The organism is Pseudonocardia alni, assembly GCF_002813375.1.
GTDB lineage: Bacteria > Actinomycetota > Actinomycetes > Mycobacteriales > Pseudonocardiaceae > Pseudonocardia > Pseudonocardia alni.
In genome coordinates this window covers 862,879-876,786 of the sequence record NZ_PHUJ01000003.1, presented here as the reverse complement: position 1 = coordinate 876,786, position 13,908 = coordinate 862,879, and the positions used below count along the sequence as shown (strand labels likewise).

The 13,908-nt window shown below is 74.8% G+C and carries 15 protein-coding genes; 8 read left to right on the top strand and 7 right to left on the bottom strand.

Annotation, left to right across the window (positions count from 1 at the left end; genetic code table 11):
• Nucleotides 1-42: 42 nt before the first annotated feature.
• Both ATL51_RS05245 and ATL51_RS05240 read left to right on the top strand, forming a co-directional pair.
• Nucleotides 43-1,140, top strand: coding sequence for a baeRF2 domain-containing protein (locus ATL51_RS05245; protein ID WP_100877844.1), 1,098 nt, complete (start codon nucleotides 43-45; stop codon nucleotides 1,138-1,140).
• Between the two features lie 62 nt (nucleotides 1,141-1,202).
• Nucleotides 1,203-1,682 carry an SRPBCC family protein gene (locus ATL51_RS05240; protein ID WP_208622923.1) on the top strand — a complete coding sequence of 160 codons (480 nt, stop codon included), beginning with the start codon at nucleotides 1,203-1,205 and terminating at the stop codon, nucleotides 1,680-1,682.
• Here the strand turns inward: ATL51_RS05240 and ATL51_RS05235 are convergent.
• Nucleotides 1,679-2,089: a DoxX family protein gene (locus ATL51_RS05235; protein ID WP_100877843.1), complete on the bottom strand. Its 411-nt coding sequence runs from the start codon at nucleotides 2,087-2,089 to the stop codon at nucleotides 1,679-1,681. The two genes, ATL51_RS05240 and ATL51_RS05235, sit on opposite strands and share 4 nt — an antisense overlap.
• A 510-nt stretch (nucleotides 2,090-2,599) precedes the next feature.
• Between ATL51_RS05235 and ATL51_RS05230 the strand changes: the two genes are divergently transcribed.
• From ATL51_RS05230 to crcB, 5 genes are all read left to right on the top strand, one after another.
• Nucleotides 2,600-3,067, top strand: coding sequence for a MarR family winged helix-turn-helix transcriptional regulator (locus tag ATL51_RS05230; protein WP_073574984.1), 468 nt, complete (start codon nucleotides 2,600-2,602; stop codon nucleotides 3,065-3,067).
• Nucleotides 3,068-3,148: 81 nt separating this feature from the next.
• Nucleotides 3,149-3,589 carry a MarR family winged helix-turn-helix transcriptional regulator gene (locus tag ATL51_RS05225; protein WP_100877842.1) on the top strand — a complete coding sequence of 147 codons (441 nt, stop codon included), beginning with the start codon at nucleotides 3,149-3,151 and terminating at the stop codon, nucleotides 3,587-3,589.
• Nucleotides 3,586-4,833 (top strand): MFS transporter, encoded by a 1,248-nt coding sequence (locus ATL51_RS05220; RefSeq protein ID WP_100877841.1) that lies wholly within the window; start codon nucleotides 3,586-3,588, stop codon nucleotides 4,831-4,833. The genes ATL51_RS05225 and ATL51_RS05220 overlap by 4 nt, the downstream gene beginning before the upstream one ends.
• Nucleotides 4,830-5,219 (top strand): fluoride efflux transporter FluC, encoded by a 390-nt coding sequence (locus tag ATL51_RS05215; RefSeq protein WP_301548898.1) that lies wholly within the window; start codon nucleotides 4,830-4,832, stop codon nucleotides 5,217-5,219. The genes ATL51_RS05220 and ATL51_RS05215 overlap by 4 nt, the downstream gene beginning before the upstream one ends.
• Complete coding sequence (crcB, locus tag ATL51_RS05210; protein ID WP_100877840.1) at nucleotides 5,216-5,584, top strand: fluoride efflux transporter CrcB; 369 nt, start codon at nucleotides 5,216-5,218, stop codon at nucleotides 5,582-5,584. The genes ATL51_RS05215 and crcB overlap by 4 nt, the downstream gene beginning before the upstream one ends.
• A 21-nt stretch (nucleotides 5,585-5,605) precedes the next feature.
• Here the strand turns inward: crcB and ATL51_RS05205 are convergent, their stop codons facing one another.
• Together ATL51_RS05205 and ATL51_RS05200 are read right to left on the bottom strand one after the other, a co-directional pair.
• Nucleotides 5,606-6,529 carry a LysR family transcriptional regulator gene (locus ATL51_RS05205; RefSeq protein WP_100877839.1) on the bottom strand — a complete coding sequence of 308 codons (924 nt, stop codon included), beginning with the start codon at nucleotides 6,527-6,529 and terminating at the stop codon, nucleotides 5,606-5,608.
• A gap of 27 nt (nucleotides 6,530-6,556) precedes the next feature.
• Nucleotides 6,557-7,072 carry a mycothiol transferase gene (locus ATL51_RS05200; RefSeq protein ID WP_073574978.1) on the bottom strand — a complete coding sequence of 172 codons (516 nt, stop codon included), beginning with the start codon at nucleotides 7,070-7,072 and terminating at the stop codon, nucleotides 6,557-6,559.
• Between the two features lie 53 nt (nucleotides 7,073-7,125).
• On the opposite strand from ATL51_RS05200, the gene ATL51_RS05195 reads away from it, so the two are divergent.
• A complete protein-coding gene (locus tag ATL51_RS05195) occupies nucleotides 7,126-9,429 on the top strand; it encodes a molybdopterin-dependent oxidoreductase (protein ID WP_301548897.1) in 2,304 nt (767 codons plus the stop codon).
• Here the strand turns inward: ATL51_RS05195 and ATL51_RS05190 are convergent.
• The 4 genes from ATL51_RS05190 to ATL51_RS05175 form a co-directional block, all read right to left on the bottom strand.
• A complete protein-coding gene (locus tag ATL51_RS05190) occupies nucleotides 9,410-10,807 on the bottom strand; it encodes a sugar porter family MFS transporter (RefSeq protein WP_100877837.1) in 1,398 nt (465 codons plus the stop codon). The genes ATL51_RS05195 and ATL51_RS05190 overlap by 20 nt on opposite strands.
• 44 nt (nucleotides 10,808-10,851) lie before the next feature.
• Nucleotides 10,852-11,334, bottom strand: a complete 483-nt coding sequence (locus tag ATL51_RS05185) for a DUF4188 domain-containing protein (protein WP_100877836.1) — start codon at nucleotides 11,332-11,334, stop codon at nucleotides 10,852-10,854.
• Nucleotides 11,335-11,397: 63 nt separating this feature from the next.
• Nucleotides 11,398-12,582: a CaiB/BaiF CoA transferase family protein gene (locus ATL51_RS05180; protein ID WP_073574974.1), complete on the bottom strand. Its 1,185-nt coding sequence runs from the start codon at nucleotides 12,580-12,582 to the stop codon at nucleotides 11,398-11,400.
• A 50-nt stretch (nucleotides 12,583-12,632) separates the two neighbouring features.
• Nucleotides 12,633-13,901, bottom strand: a complete 1,269-nt coding sequence (locus ATL51_RS05175) for an HNH endonuclease (RefSeq protein ID WP_301548896.1) — start codon at nucleotides 13,899-13,901, stop codon at nucleotides 12,633-12,635.
• Nucleotides 13,902-13,908: the final 7 nt, after the last annotated feature.

Here is a 13,908-nt window from a genome sequence, read left to right as displayed (position 1 = left end):
GCGCCAGGTTTGCCGCCGTGTGTGCCGGGAAGGTGCGGGGGGATGCGTACCGACTGGATCCGAACCCTGAACGACAGCGACGGTCCCTTCGCGACCGTCGTGCTCGATGCCACGCACGACACCGCCGACGCCACCGAGCAGTACCGCCTGCGCTGGCGCGAGCTGCGGGAGCGCCTGGCCGACGACGGTGCCGACGAGTCGGCGCTCGCCGTGCTCGACGAGGCCGTGACCGCCGCCGACGCCCCCGACGGCACGGCCGGGCGGGTCCTCGTCGCCGACGCCGCGCGGGTCCTGCTCGACCGGCACACCGAGTTCCCGCCCGAGCGCGGGACCGCGGCCTGGGGTGCGGTCCCGGACCTGCTGGGCGTGCTCGGCGCCGTGGGGGAGGACGTGGCGACCGTCGTCGTCGCGGTCGACCGGACCGGTGGCCGGGTCCGCGGTGTGGACGGCACGGTCTCCGAGGTGTCGACCGACTCGGGCGGCCCGGTCCACAAGGCGAGCACCGCGGGCCCCGGAGAGGGCACCGCGGACGCCCGGGTCGAGGAGACCTGGAAGCGCAACGCCCAGGCCGTCGCCGAGCAGGTGGAGAAGTCCGTCCGGGCCGGCAACGCGGGCCTGCTCGTCGTCGCCGGGGACGCGGAGTCCCGGGCCCGCCTGCGCGACGAGCTGCCCCCGGCCTCGGCCGGGATCATGGCCGAGATCGAGAACACCGGCGGCACGGTCCCCGATCAGGTCGACGACACCGTGCGCGCCGCCGCCGACGAGATCCGCGAGACCCGCCGCGGCGACGCCGTCGCGAGCTTCGCGACCGCGTCGGGGCGCGGCGACGGGCTCGCCGTCACCGGGCTCGGCGACGTCGCCGGCGCCACCCGCGCGCACGCCGTCGAGACGCTGCTGGTCGACCCGGCCGCGGTGCCCGGCACCGAGCTGGTCGCCGGCTCCGACCCGGCCGCGGTGGGGGAGAAGGCCGACGAGCTCGTCGGCGACACCCCGGTGCTGTCCGGTCCGGCCGCGAACGTCCTGGTCCGCGCCGCCGCCGCGACCGGCGCCGCCGTCGTGCTGGTCCACCCCGACGACGACGTCACGCTCACCGACGGCGTCGGCGCCGTCCTGCGCTTCCCGGTCGGCCCCGCCTCCTGATCGCGCCACCGTCGTGCCCCGTCCCCGGGCCGGACCGGCCGGGACGGGGCATGATCGGGTCCATGAGCGACCAGCGGATCGAGACCTCGCGCATCGTCGACGCGAGCCCGTCCGAGATCTTCGCCGTGCTCCGCGACCCGCGCGGGCACGTGGCCGTCGACAGCTCCGGGATGCTGATGTCGGCCGAGGGCGGGCCGGTCTCGGCGGCCGGGGACACCTTCGTCGTGCACATGGACCGCGACTCGCTCGGCGACCGCCCGATGGGCCGCTACGACGTCACCGTGCACATCGCGAGCTACGTGCCCGACCGCGAGATCTCCTGGACCATCGTGGGCGTCATGCGCCCGCCGGTCGGTCACGTCTACGGCTACCGGCTGGAGCCGGTCGCCGAGGCCGACGGCGGCGGGACCCGGGTCGTCTCGTGGTGCGACTGGTCCGACATCCACCCGCAGTACCGCGACTCCGACCTGTTCCCGGTGATCTCCGCGGCGTCGCTCAAGGCGACCCTGGGCATCCTCGCCCGGACCGTGCAGAAGTCCTAGGCGATGCGGCGGCGGCCCCGCCGCAGCAGGGCACCGGAGCCGCACGCCCACAGGGCCCACACCACCAGCAGCGGCTGGAACAGCAACCGGGTCGCGCGGGCGCCGTCGCTGTCGAGGCCGAACGCGTCGGTGCCGGTGAGGTACTGCGCCACGTTGCCGGGGAACACCAGCACGAACAGCGCCGCCGCGACCAGCCCGGCGTGCGGGCGCAGCCGGGCCGGTGCGAGGAGCACCCCGACCCCGACCGCGATCTCGACGAGCCCGGACACGAGCACCACCGCGCCGGGCGCGGGCAGGAACGGTGGCACCTGGGCCAGGAACTCGGCCGGGACGAGCAGGTGGGCGTCGCCCGCGGCGACGAGGAAGGCGCCCAGCAGCAGCCGGGCGGTGGTGCGGATCGCGTGCACGGCGCCTCCGGACGTCAGCGATTCCGGGTGTCCGCGGCCCCGGCCGGACCGGGGACCGGACGGGTGCGGACACCCCGGGGTCACCCTCCCACGGAGGCCCTGACATGACCGCTCCCGAGCCCGTCCCGCCACCCGGCCGCCGACGCTGACGGGCGGTCGCGGTACCGCCGTCGTACCGACCCGCCGTCACCCCGTTGCCGCAGCGGGATACCGGCGACCGGGTCACGGTGCGCGCCGACACTGGGAGCTGCGGGTGAACCGGAGCTGTTTGCGATTGAGGCGCGCAGAGTCGGGGAATCCGGGGTGCACAACAGAACGACACGAACTTCTGCACGGACCGGGCGCTGGGGAGCCCTCCGGTCCGTCGGCCCCGGGTCCGGGGCGCGACCGCTTCGGGGGTGGTCGCGCCCCGGACCCGTTCCTCGTCGTGCCCGGTCCGCGGGAGCCCGGTGCCGAGCCGATCCTGCGGGCTCGGATGAACTCCCGACATCGAGCGCTTACCCTGTGGGAATGACCGAGCCCGGAACCGTTGCGCCGCTGGCGCTCGACGAGCAGCTCTGTTTCGCGCTCCACTCGGCGTCGCGTGCGATGACCGGGTGCTACCGCCCGATCCTCGACTCCATCGGCCTGACCTACAGCCAGTACGCGGTTCTGCTCGTGCTGTGGGCCGAGGAGACGGTGCCCCAGCGGGAACTCGGCGAGCGGATGTTCCTCGACAGCGGCACGTTGTCGCCGATGCTGACCCGGCTGGAGGGGCACGGGCTGGTCACCCGCGCCCGTCGCCCGGACGACGAGCGCACCGTGCAGGTGTCGCTGACCGAGAAGGGCAAGGCGCTGCGCGAGCACGCCGCCGCCGCGCAGGACCAGGTCATCGAGGCCACCGGCATGTCGATGGACGAGCTGTTCCGCCTCCGCGACGACCTGCAGCGGCTGGCGTCCCGGCTCCGGTCCGCCGAGTCCGAGGTCGCTCCCGCCTGACCGGGGCGCCGCCCCGTCCGCGCGCGGCGCGGATCGTTGCACAGGTATATGCTTACCGACAGGCAAACATATGGAGTGTGCATGAGCGGCCTCGACCCCGACGAGCTGGCGCGGCTGCGCACGGACCTGGCCCGGATCGCCCGGGGCCTGGACCGGGCCACCCGCGGCTCCGACCTCACCCGCAGCGCTGTGTCGGTACTCGGCACCGTCGCCGTCCGCGGCCCGATCGGGATGGGGGAGCTCGCCACCGTCGAGGGCGTCAACCCCACCATGCTGTCGCGCCTGGCGGGCAAGCTGGAGGTCGCCGGGCTGCTCGTCCGCGACACCGACCCCGACGACGGTCGCGCCGTGCGCGTCGCGGTCACCGAGGCCGGTGCCGCCGAGTACCGCCGACGCCGCGAGGAACGCACCCGGCTGCTCGCCGCACACGTCGACGCCCTGACCCCCGACCACGCCGCACGGCTGCGGGCCGCGCTGCCCGCGCTCGACGCGCTCGCCGGGGCCCTGCGGGACGCCCGGTGAGCGCCGGTCCGGACCAGGCGTCCCGCCGGGCGCTCGCCCGCACCTTCGCCGCGCTGTCCGGCCACAACTACCGGCTCTGGATCGGCGGCCAGTCGATCTCCCTGGTCGGTACCTGGATGCAGTCGGTCGCCCAGTCCTGGCTGGTGTACGAGCTGACCGGGTCCGCGGCGGTGCTCGGCACCGTCGTCGCCGTCCAGACCGTGCCCACCCTGCTCCTCGGCCCCTACGCCGGGGTGTGGGTGGACCGCCTCGACCGGCGACGGCTGATGGTCGGCCTGCAGACGATGATGGGCCTGCAGGCCGCCGCACTCGCCGTGCTCACCCTCACCGGTACCGTCGCGCTCTGGCACGTCTACGTGCTGGCCGCGGTGCTCGGGCTGAACAAGGCCGTCGAGAACCCGGCCCGGCAGACCTTCGTGCACGAGCTGGTCGGGCCCGAGGACCTGCGCAACGCCGTCACCCTCAACTCGGTCCTGGTCAACGCCGCGCGCGCCGTCGGACCGGCCGTGGCCGGGCTGGTCATCGTCGCGGGCGGGACCGGTATCTGCTTCGCGGTGAACGCGGTCAGCTTCGTCGCCGTCGTGACCTCGCTGCTGCGCCTGGACACCTCCGCGCTCATGCCCACCGCTCCGGCGCCCCGGGCGCCCGGGCAGCTGCGCGAGGGGCTCGCCCACGTGCGCGACAACCCCGAGCTGCGGGTGCCCCTGGTGATGATGGCGCTGATCGGCTGCCTGGCCTACGAGTTCCCGGTGGTGCTGCCGGTCGTGGCCTCGCAGACCTTCGGCGGCGACGCGGCCACCTACGGCTGGCTCACCGGCGCGATGGGCGTCGGCGCGGTCGTCGGGGGGCTCGTCGTCGCCGGGCACGGGCGTACCGGGGTGCCGATGCTGGTGCGGACCGCGTTGCTGTTCGGCCTGGTCCTGGGCCTGGCCGCGGTCGCGCCGTCGCTGTGGGTCGCGCTGGCCGCGATGGGGCTGGTCGGGATGGCCAGCGTCGCATTCATGGCCGGCGGCAATTCGACCCTGCAGCTGGCCTCGGCCCCGCACATGCGGGGCCGGGTGATGGCGCTGTGGTCGGTGGCCCTCCTCGGGTCCACCCCGATCGGCGGCCCGATCGCCGGCTGGGTCAGCGAGCAGTGGGGCGGTCGCGGCGGACTCGCCCTGGGTGCGGTGGCCTGCCTGATCGCGGCCGCGATCGGCCTGCCCACGGCGCGGCGCGTCGCCCGGGCGGAGGCGGCCGCGTGAGCGCGCCCGGCCGGCCGGCGGTGCCGGCGGCGGTGGCCGCCGGCGGGGTGGTGGGCGCCGAGGCGCGCTGGCTGCTCGGGCTCGTCGGCCCGCCCGCCCCGTGGACGACGCTGCTCATCAACATCACCGGCTGCCTGCTGATGGGGGTGCTGATGGTGCTGGTCACCGAGAGGTTCCGGGCCCACCCGCTCGTCCGCCCGGCCCTGGGCGTCGGGGTGCTCGGCGGGTACACGACGTTCTCCACCTACGCCGTCGACGTCGCCGCGCCGGCGTTCGGCTCGCCGGGGTCGCTGGCGCTGATGGTCGGCACCCCGGTGCTCGCCGTCGCCGCGACGGCGCTCGGCGCGACCCTGACCCGCGCGCTCGCCGGGGGAGGAGCCCGGTGACGGCGCTGCTCGTCGCGCTCGGTGCGGCCGTCGGAGCGCCGCTGCGCTACCTCGTCGACGCGGCGATCAAGGCGCGGACGCCCTCGGCGTTCCCGTGGGGCACCTGGGTGGTCAACCTGGCCGGGTCGTTCGTGCTCGGCGGTGTGGTGGCGCTGACCCCGGTGTCCGGGCCGGGGTTCGCCGCGCTGCTCGGCACCGGGTTCTGCGGGGCGTTCACCACCTACAGCACGTTCGGTTGGGAGACGCTGTCGCTGCTCGAACGCGGCCGCGCCGCGCTCGCCGTGGGCTACGCGGCGGCGAGCGCGCTCGTCGGCGTCGCGGCCGCACTGGCCGGGCACGCGCTGCTCACCGCCGCCGCCGGCTGAGCCGGGTCGGGTCCGGCCGGGTCAGCGGATCCGGCCGCCGGTGGCGATCCGCAGCAGGTCACGGGCGGTGCCGCGGGGCGAGGTGCCCTCCCGCCAGACGGCGCGGAACTCCCGGGTCAGGTCGAGACCGTGGACGTCGACGACGACCAGCGACCCGGCCGCGACGTCGGCGCCGACGACCGCCCGCCCCAGCACCGCGGGGCCCTCACCGGCGCGGACCGCCGCACGCAGGGCGGCGTCCGCGGCGTACTCACGCCGCGGCGGCACGGGCTCCCCGGCACCGGCGGCGTCGAGCACGGCCTCCAGCGCGGGCCGGGCCCCGGCACCGGGCGGACGGGTGAGCAGCGGGGTACCGGCCAGCTGTGCGGCGTCGACGCCGTCGCCCCCGGCCCACGGGTGCCCGGGGGCGACGACGAGCACCAGCGGGTCCGATCCCACCGTCGCCGCGTGCAGGTCCTCCAGCGGGCCGGGCGCGGACACCACACCGACCGCCGCGTCACCGGACCGGACCGCCGCCGCCGGATCCGGGCTGTCGCGCAGCACGACCCGCCCGCCCGGACCGTCGCGCAGCTCGACCAGCCAGGCCTGCAGCAGACACTCCGCGACCACCGGGTTCGCGGCCAGGACGACGGTGTCCTCCCCGGCCGGCTCGTCGCGCAGTGCCGCGACCGCGACGTCCAGATCGGACGCGGCTGCCAGCAGCGGGCCCGCCCACTCCACGAGCAGGACCCCGCGGGTGGTGAGCCTGCTGGACCGCCGCCCCCGGCGTGCACGTTCGAGCACCGGGCCCCCGACCTGCTGCTCGGCGGCCCGGATCCGCGCGGACGCGGCCTGCACCGTCAGCCCGAGCCCCTCGGCCGCGGCGGAGATGCTCCCGGTGCAGGCGATGTCACGGAGCAGGGCGAGAGCGGTCAGGTCGGGGACGCGTGCGGGTGCGGTGGCCATCGGGACCAGCCTAGGCGGCGGGCGGGGTCACACCCCGAGCAGCCCGCGGAGGTAGGCCGCCTGACCGGCGTGCTGGAGGTCGTCGCCGACCACGCTGACCAGGCGTTCGCCGAGGGTCACGTTCTCCCCCCAGGTGGGCGGCAGGACGCGGGACAGGTCGTCGTCCGCGAGGCCCGCGAGGTGCCCGACGGTGCGCTCGTGCACCGCCGCGCCGTAGCCGGACAGCAGGTCCGCGGTCGTGCGCACGGCGTCGACCTGCGACGACGTGTGCCCGAACCCGGTGTCGGCGACGTCGAGGTCCAGGCCGAAGCGCTGCGCCCAGCCCTCGCCGGTCCAGACCTGGTCGGACCCGAACGCCTCGGCGACATGGTCGTCCTGCACCCGCAGCAGGTGCCACACCAGCCAGCCGATCGGGTTGCCGGGCCCGTCCGCACCCTCCGGGCGGCGGGCGAGGTCGGCCTCGGACAGGCCGTCCACCACCTCGCGCACGAGCTCGTCGATCCGGCCGACGTGGTCGGTCAGCAGTTCAGCGGTCGTCGTCATGGGACGGGCTTTCCCGTATGCGGGCCCCCGCATGCGGGTTACGGTGGTCGGTGGTGACCGAGAACGTGAGGACCCACAGCGCGCACTGGGGCGTGTTCCACGCCCGGTGGGACGGCAGCAGGCTGCGGGTCCGCCCGCACCCGGGCGACCCGGACCCGTCCCCGGTGCTGGACAACATCCCCGCGGCCGTCGGGCACGCCGCCCGGGTCGCCGCGCCCGCGGTGCGCCGCGGCTGGTGGGACCGCGGCCCGGGCCGTGACCCCGGTCGTGGGCGCGACGGCTACCGCACCGTGTCCTGGGACGCCGTGCTCGACCGGCTCGCCGAGGAGACCCACCGGGTCCGCTCCACCCACGGCGACGAGGCCGTCTACGGCGGCTCCTACGGCTGGGCGTCGGCCGGGCGCTTCCACCACGCCCAGGGCCAGCTGCACCGGTTCCTCGCGCTGACCGGGGGCTACACCCGCTCGGTCAACACCTACTCCGGCGGCGCCGCCGAGGTGGTGCTGCCGCACGTGCTGGGCACCTTCGACGCGGTGACCCGCTACGCGGTGACCTGGGACCAGGTCGCGGCGCACACCGACACCGTCGTCGCGTTCGGCGGGATGGCGCTGAAGAACTCCGCGATCGCCGCGGGCGGGGTCAGCCGGCACGTCGAGCGCGGGGCCATGCGCGCCGCCCGCGACCGGGGCGCGGTGTTCGTGCTGGTCAGCCCGCTGCGTCCGGACCTGCCGGAGGAGGTGGACGCCACCTGGCTGCCGATCCGGCCCGGCACCGACGTCGCGCTGATGCTGGCGCTCATGCACACCGTCGTGGAGGCGGGGCGGGCCGACACCGACTTCCTCGCCTCGCACTGCGACGGCTGGGACCGGCTGCGCGAGTACCTGTTCGCCGCCCCGGCGAAGGACGCCTCGTGGGCCGAGGGCGTCACCGGCATCCCGGCGGCGACGATCCGCGAGCTGGCCTGGCGGATCGCACACGGCCGCACCCTGGTGACCGTCGCGCAGTCGCTGCAGCGCGCCGAGCACGGCGAGCAGCCGGTCTGGGGCGGGACGGCGCTCGCTGCGGTGCTCGGTCAGATCGGGCTCCCCGGCGGCGGCTTCAACTACGGCCTCGGGTCGCTCGGGCACTACGGGCGCCCGCGCAACGCGGTGCCGGTACCCACGTTCTCCCGGGCGCCGAACCCGGTGACCTCGTTCATCCCGGTCGCGCGGGTCGCGGACATGCTGCTGCACCCGGGGGAGACCTACTCCTACCAGGGCGCCGGGCACACCTACCCGCACGTGCGGATGGCGTGGTGGGCCGGCGGCAACCCGTTCCACCACCACCAGGACCTGCGCCGGATGCGGCGCGCGGTCGCCGAGCTGGACACGTTCGTCGTCCACGACCCGATGTGGACGGCCACCGCGCGGCACGCCGACGTCGTGCTGCCGTCCACGACGACCCTCGAACGCGACGACATCGGCGCCACCAGCTCCGACCCGCTCGTCGTCGCGATGAAGCAGCTGGTGCCCCGGCACGGCGAGGCCCGCGACGACTACGACGTGCTCGCCGACCTGGCCGTGCGGCTCGGGCACGGCGAGGCCTTCACCGAGGGCCGGACGTCGCACGAGTGGCTGGTCCACATGTACGACCGCACCCGCAAGGGCCTGGCCGACCGCGGGCTCGACGCGCCGTCGTTCGAGGAGTTCTGGGAGCGCGGCGAGCTGGAGCTGCCCCAGCGCCCCGACGACGGCGGGGTGCTGGCCCGTTTCCGCGCCGACCCCGTCGCGCACCCGCTGCCGACGGCGTCCGGCCGCGTCCAGGTCGGGTCCGGCCCGATCGCCGCGCTCGGGCTGCCCGACCACCCCGGTCACCCGGCGTGGATCGAGCCGACCGAGGTCCCCGACGACCGGCACCCGTTCTGGCTGGTCTCCAACCAGCCGGCGACCCGGCTGCACTCCCAGCTCGACTTCGGCGCCCACTCGGCCGGGTCGAAACGCTCCGGGCGCGAGGTCGTGCGCATCCACCCCGACGACGCCGCCCGGCTCGGCATCGGCGACGGCGACGTCGTCCGCCTCCACAACGACCGGGGTGCCTGCCTGGCCGCGGCGCGGGTCACCGACGACATCCGGCCCGGCGTGCTCCAGCTGCCGACCGGGGCGTGGTGGGACCCGCGTCCCGACCCGGACCGTCCCGAACTCGGCGACGACGGCCTCTGCGTGCACGGCAACCCGAACGCCGTGACCCGCGACCGGGGTACGTCGGGCTTCGCGCAGGGGTGCAGCGGTCAGCTGTGCGCGGTCGCGGTGGAGCCGTACCGCCACGAGGCCCCGGAGGTCACCGCGCACACCCCGCCGGTCACGCCGGCTTCGCCGTGACCGGCTGGGCCAGGTCCCGCTCGATCTCCTCCAGGCTGCGGCCCTTCGTCTCGGGCAGCAGCCGGGTCGCGTAGATGTAGGCGGCCGCCGTCGTCACCGCGAAGAACAGGAAGTTCCAGCCCGCGCCGAACGCCTCGAGCAGCGACGGGAACAGCAGCGCGACGGTCATGTTGAACAGCCAGTTGAACGTCACACAGAACGCGACCGCGCCGGCGCGGACCCGCAGCGGGAACAGCTCCGGCAGCAGCACCCACTGCACCGGGCCCCAGGAGATCGAGAACGAGGCGATGTAGACGACGATCCCGGCCAGCGTCAGCCCGAGCAGCAGCGGTCCCTGCTCCAACCCGACCAGGTTGGTGACAGCCAGAACGATCATCGCCACGCACATGCCGACCGCGCCCCAGCGCAGCAGCGGGCGTCGCCCGGCGCGGTCGATCAGCCACATCCCGGGCAGCGTCATCAGCATGTTCACCGCGCCGATGCCCACGTTGGCGCCGATCGCGCCGGTCGCCCCGAAGCCGACGTCGGTGAGCAGGGTCGGCGCGTAGTAGATGATCGTGTTGATGCCGACGAAGTTCTGGAAGAACACCAGCAGCATCCCGATGAGGGTCAGCCGCCGCAGCCGCGGGGAGAACAGCGTCCCGATCGCGACCTTCTCGGTGTTCTCCCGCTCGACCCGCACGCTCTCTCGGATCTCCGACAGCTCGGCCTCGGCCGCCTCCGGGGTGCCGCGCAGCCGCTCCAGTACGACCCGCGCGTCCTCCTCGCCGCCGTCGGGCTTCTGCGCGACCAGCCAGCGGGGGCTCTCCGGCTGGGTGTAGATGCCGATGGCGAGGACGACCGCGGGGATCACGCCGAGACCGATCATCCAGCGCCAGTCCCGGGACTCGGCGAAGGCGAAGTCGGTGACGTAGGCCAGGAAGATCCCGACGGTCACCAGCAGCTGCATCAGCGACGTCAGCCGTCCGCGGATGCGGGCCGGGGCCAGCTCGGACAGGTACATCGGCACGACCACCGACACGATGCCGACGCCGACGCCCATCACGAACCGGAACCCGACGAGCATCGCGACGTTCACCCCGAGGGCGGCGCCGAGCGTGCCGATGACGAACACGATCCCGCCGAGCAGGATCAGCAGCCGCCGGCCGAGGGTGTCGGCGAGCTTGCCGGAGACGCCCGCCCCGAGCATCGCGCCGACCAGCAGGCCGGACACCACGGTGCCCTGTTCCAGCGACGACAGCGGGATGTCGTCGGGGATGAACAGGATCGCCCCGGAGATGACGCCCGTGTCGTACCCCCACAGGATCCCGCCGAGTGCCCCGAAGAACCAGATCGCCCACTGCGACGGCCGCTTCGCCGTCTGCGCCCCCGAACTCATCGGCCGATCCTCCGGTGGCCCGTTACGGCCCGCAACACGAGACGTCAGGCGGCGTGTCGTGAGGCGTCGAGCCGGCGGCGGCCGCCGTCGGTGGCGGCGTCGATCTCGCGCACGCCCAGTGCCTTCGCCAGCCCCGACGGCGGCATGTCGCCGTAGATCGTCTCGAATTCCCCGGCCACGAAGGTCTCGTGCCAGATCCCGACGGCGCCGGGGTAGCGGCGGGCGCGGCGGTTGAACGCGGCCCAGGCCGGCCGGTGCGTCGCCGCGGTGTCGCTCGCGTAGGCGTAGAGGGACTCGCGATCGCGCCAGTACTGCACGAGGAACGGGCCGCCGGGGCCGATCCCCGGGCGGGTCCCGAGCAGCCCGTGGGCGGGGTCGCGCTCCAGCTCACGCAGCATCCCGGACATCGCGCTCACCACCGGCAGCCAGGCCCGGACCTTCCAGGGCCGGTTGAAGCGCATGCCGATGAGCAACACGACGACCGGCCCGTCGGTCGGCTCGTTGGTCGTGCGGGTGTACGGCGCCATCGGTCCACTCCCTCGTCACGGTGCTGCGTGGATACCGAGACTATCCGATGGCGGCGAGTGGCGCTATCCGTTCTGGTCGAGCCAGGCCCGGACCTCGGCGGAGTCGGCACCCAGCGGCGGGGGAGAGCGGCGGTAGGACGGTGGGGTCACCGACCAGGTGACCGGGTTGCGGACGGTCGGGACGGCGGCGGCGTCGTCGGCCCGGACGACCGGGTCGAGGCCGAGCTCCTCGGCGAGGGCGACACCGCCGTCGACGGTGTTGATCGGGCCGCAGGGCACGCCGGCGGCGGTGATCGCGTCGTACCACTCCTGGGCGGTGCGGGTGGCGAGGCGGGCGCGCAGCCGCTGCTCGATCTCCTCCCGGTGGCCGATCCGGTCGGACATGGTCGCGAAGCGCGGGTCCTCGGCCATGGCCGGGTCGCCGAGGACGGTCGCGAGCTTGCGGAACTGGCCGTCGTTGCCGGCGATGACGATGAGGTCGCCGTCCGCGGTGGGCATCGGCTGGTACGGGAAGACGCTGGGATGGGCGTTGCCCATCCGGCGGCCGACCGCGCCGGCGGCGACGTAGGCCTCGGTCTGGTTGACCAGGGTGGACATCGCGACCGACAGCAGGTTCGTCTCCAGCAGCTGGCCCTGCCCGGTCCGCTCGCGGTGCCGCAGCGCCGCGCCGACCGCGAGTGCGGCGTGGAGGCCGGTGAGGACGTCGAACACCGCGACCCCCGCGCGGAACGGCGGCCCGTCGACGTCGCCGGTCAGGCTCATCAGCCCGGACACCGCCTGGACGAGCAGGTCGTAGCCGGCCAGGTGGGCGCCGCCGCGGGCGCCGAACCCGGTGATCGAGCAGTACACGACCCCGGGGTTGCCGGCCGAGACGCTGTCGTGGTCCAGCCCGAATCGCGCCGCGCCGCCCGGCCGGAAGTTCTCGACGACGACGTCGGCCCGCCGCGCCAGCTCGCGTGCCGCCGCGAGGTCGCCCGGGTCGGTCAGGTCGAGCACCACGGACCGCTTGTTCCGGTTGATCGACAGGTAGTAGGTGGAGATGTCGCCCTGCTCGGGGTCGCTGACCACCGGCGGCTTCCAGGTGCGGGTGTCGTCGCCGCCGGGACCCTCGACCTTGATCACCGTCGCGCCGAGGTCGGCCAGCATCATCGTGGCGTAGGGCCCGGCGAGGACGCGGGAGAAGTCGGCGACCAGCACGCCGTCCAGCGGTCCGCCGGTGGGGTCGTCGCCGAGCGGGGAATGATCCACGTCCCGGCACGCTAGCCGCGTCGCCGCACCGGCGACAGTCGCGACGCGGCTCACGGTGGGTCGGGTGCGAGGTAGGTGTGTCCGGTGGGGGTGGTGGTCGTGACCCCGGCGGGTCCACGGGCGACGTGCCAGCCGGGTTGTTCGCGGACGTGGTTGTGGAACTCACACACCCCCCGTCCGTTGTCCAGCTCGGTGCGGCCACCGTCGGCGGTGCGGTGGATGTGGTCGAGGTGGCGGATCGGTGCGTCGTAGTAGGGCTCGGTGCACCGGTTCTGCGCCCGGGCCCTCACCAGGGTGGCGAGCAGGCCGGTGGAGGTGCGTCGGCGGGAGTCGCCGCCGATGACCAGACCGTGGTCGGTGAGCAGCCGGCGCAGCGCCTTCGTCCCGTCGGAGGTGGCGAGCAGATCGGCCGGGACGGGCCCGAGGCCGGGGATCTCCGCGGGGAGCGGGGAGGTGGGGTCGAGCAGGGCCTGGACCGGGACGGTGACCTGGACCTCGAGGTTCACCGCGGTGGCGGTGGTCTGTCCGGTGACGCGTTCGACGAGGGTGTCGGCGAGGACCTGTCCGCGGGTGCGGGTCAGCGGCGCGGGGTCGACCTGGACCTCGACGAAGGCTTTCTGGAGGGCGGCGAGGCAGGCGGCGCCCTGTTCGGCCGGCACGTAGGCGGTCAGGTAGCTCATCGCGTCCGGCGCCGGCCGCAGCGTGACCCGGCGTTCGGCTCGGGCGGTGTGGACGCGGGCGCGGAACAGGTCGGGGGCGATCTCGGCGACCAGCCGGCGGGTCATCGCGCGGAGCCGTCCGATGCCCAGGCGGGGCAGGTCGTGCAGGGCGAGACGGGCGTCGACCTGTCTGCGGCGACGGGTGTCGAGATCACGGCACTCGACGGCGATCGCGGAGACCTTCGCGGCGCTGAGCTGCCCGGCTATGTGCAGGTCCCGGACACGCCCGAACCCGGCGTACAGGTCCCGGGCGTTCGCCACCCGGGTGCGGGCCTCGGCCGTGGAGACGCGGCAGGCGAGCTGGACCTGGGCGACCACACTGCGATGGAGCCCGTCGGCGTCGGCGCGTTCGTCGGTGAGCCTGTTCTCGACGTGTGCCTGGGCGAACGCCCGGATGCGCGTCGCCTGGAGCGCGGCGAGGGACGACTGCAGGGACTCGATCTGCCGGATTTGGTCGATCAGGTCGGCCTCGGAGAGCACGGAGACGTCGTCGTCGACGACCTGGTCGATTAGGAGCCGCAGCAGCGCGAGCTCACCGGACGCGAACCCGCGCCCGTCCACGCCGGGGGCGTGGACGGGAGGCTCGTGGGTCACAGCCACGCCACCG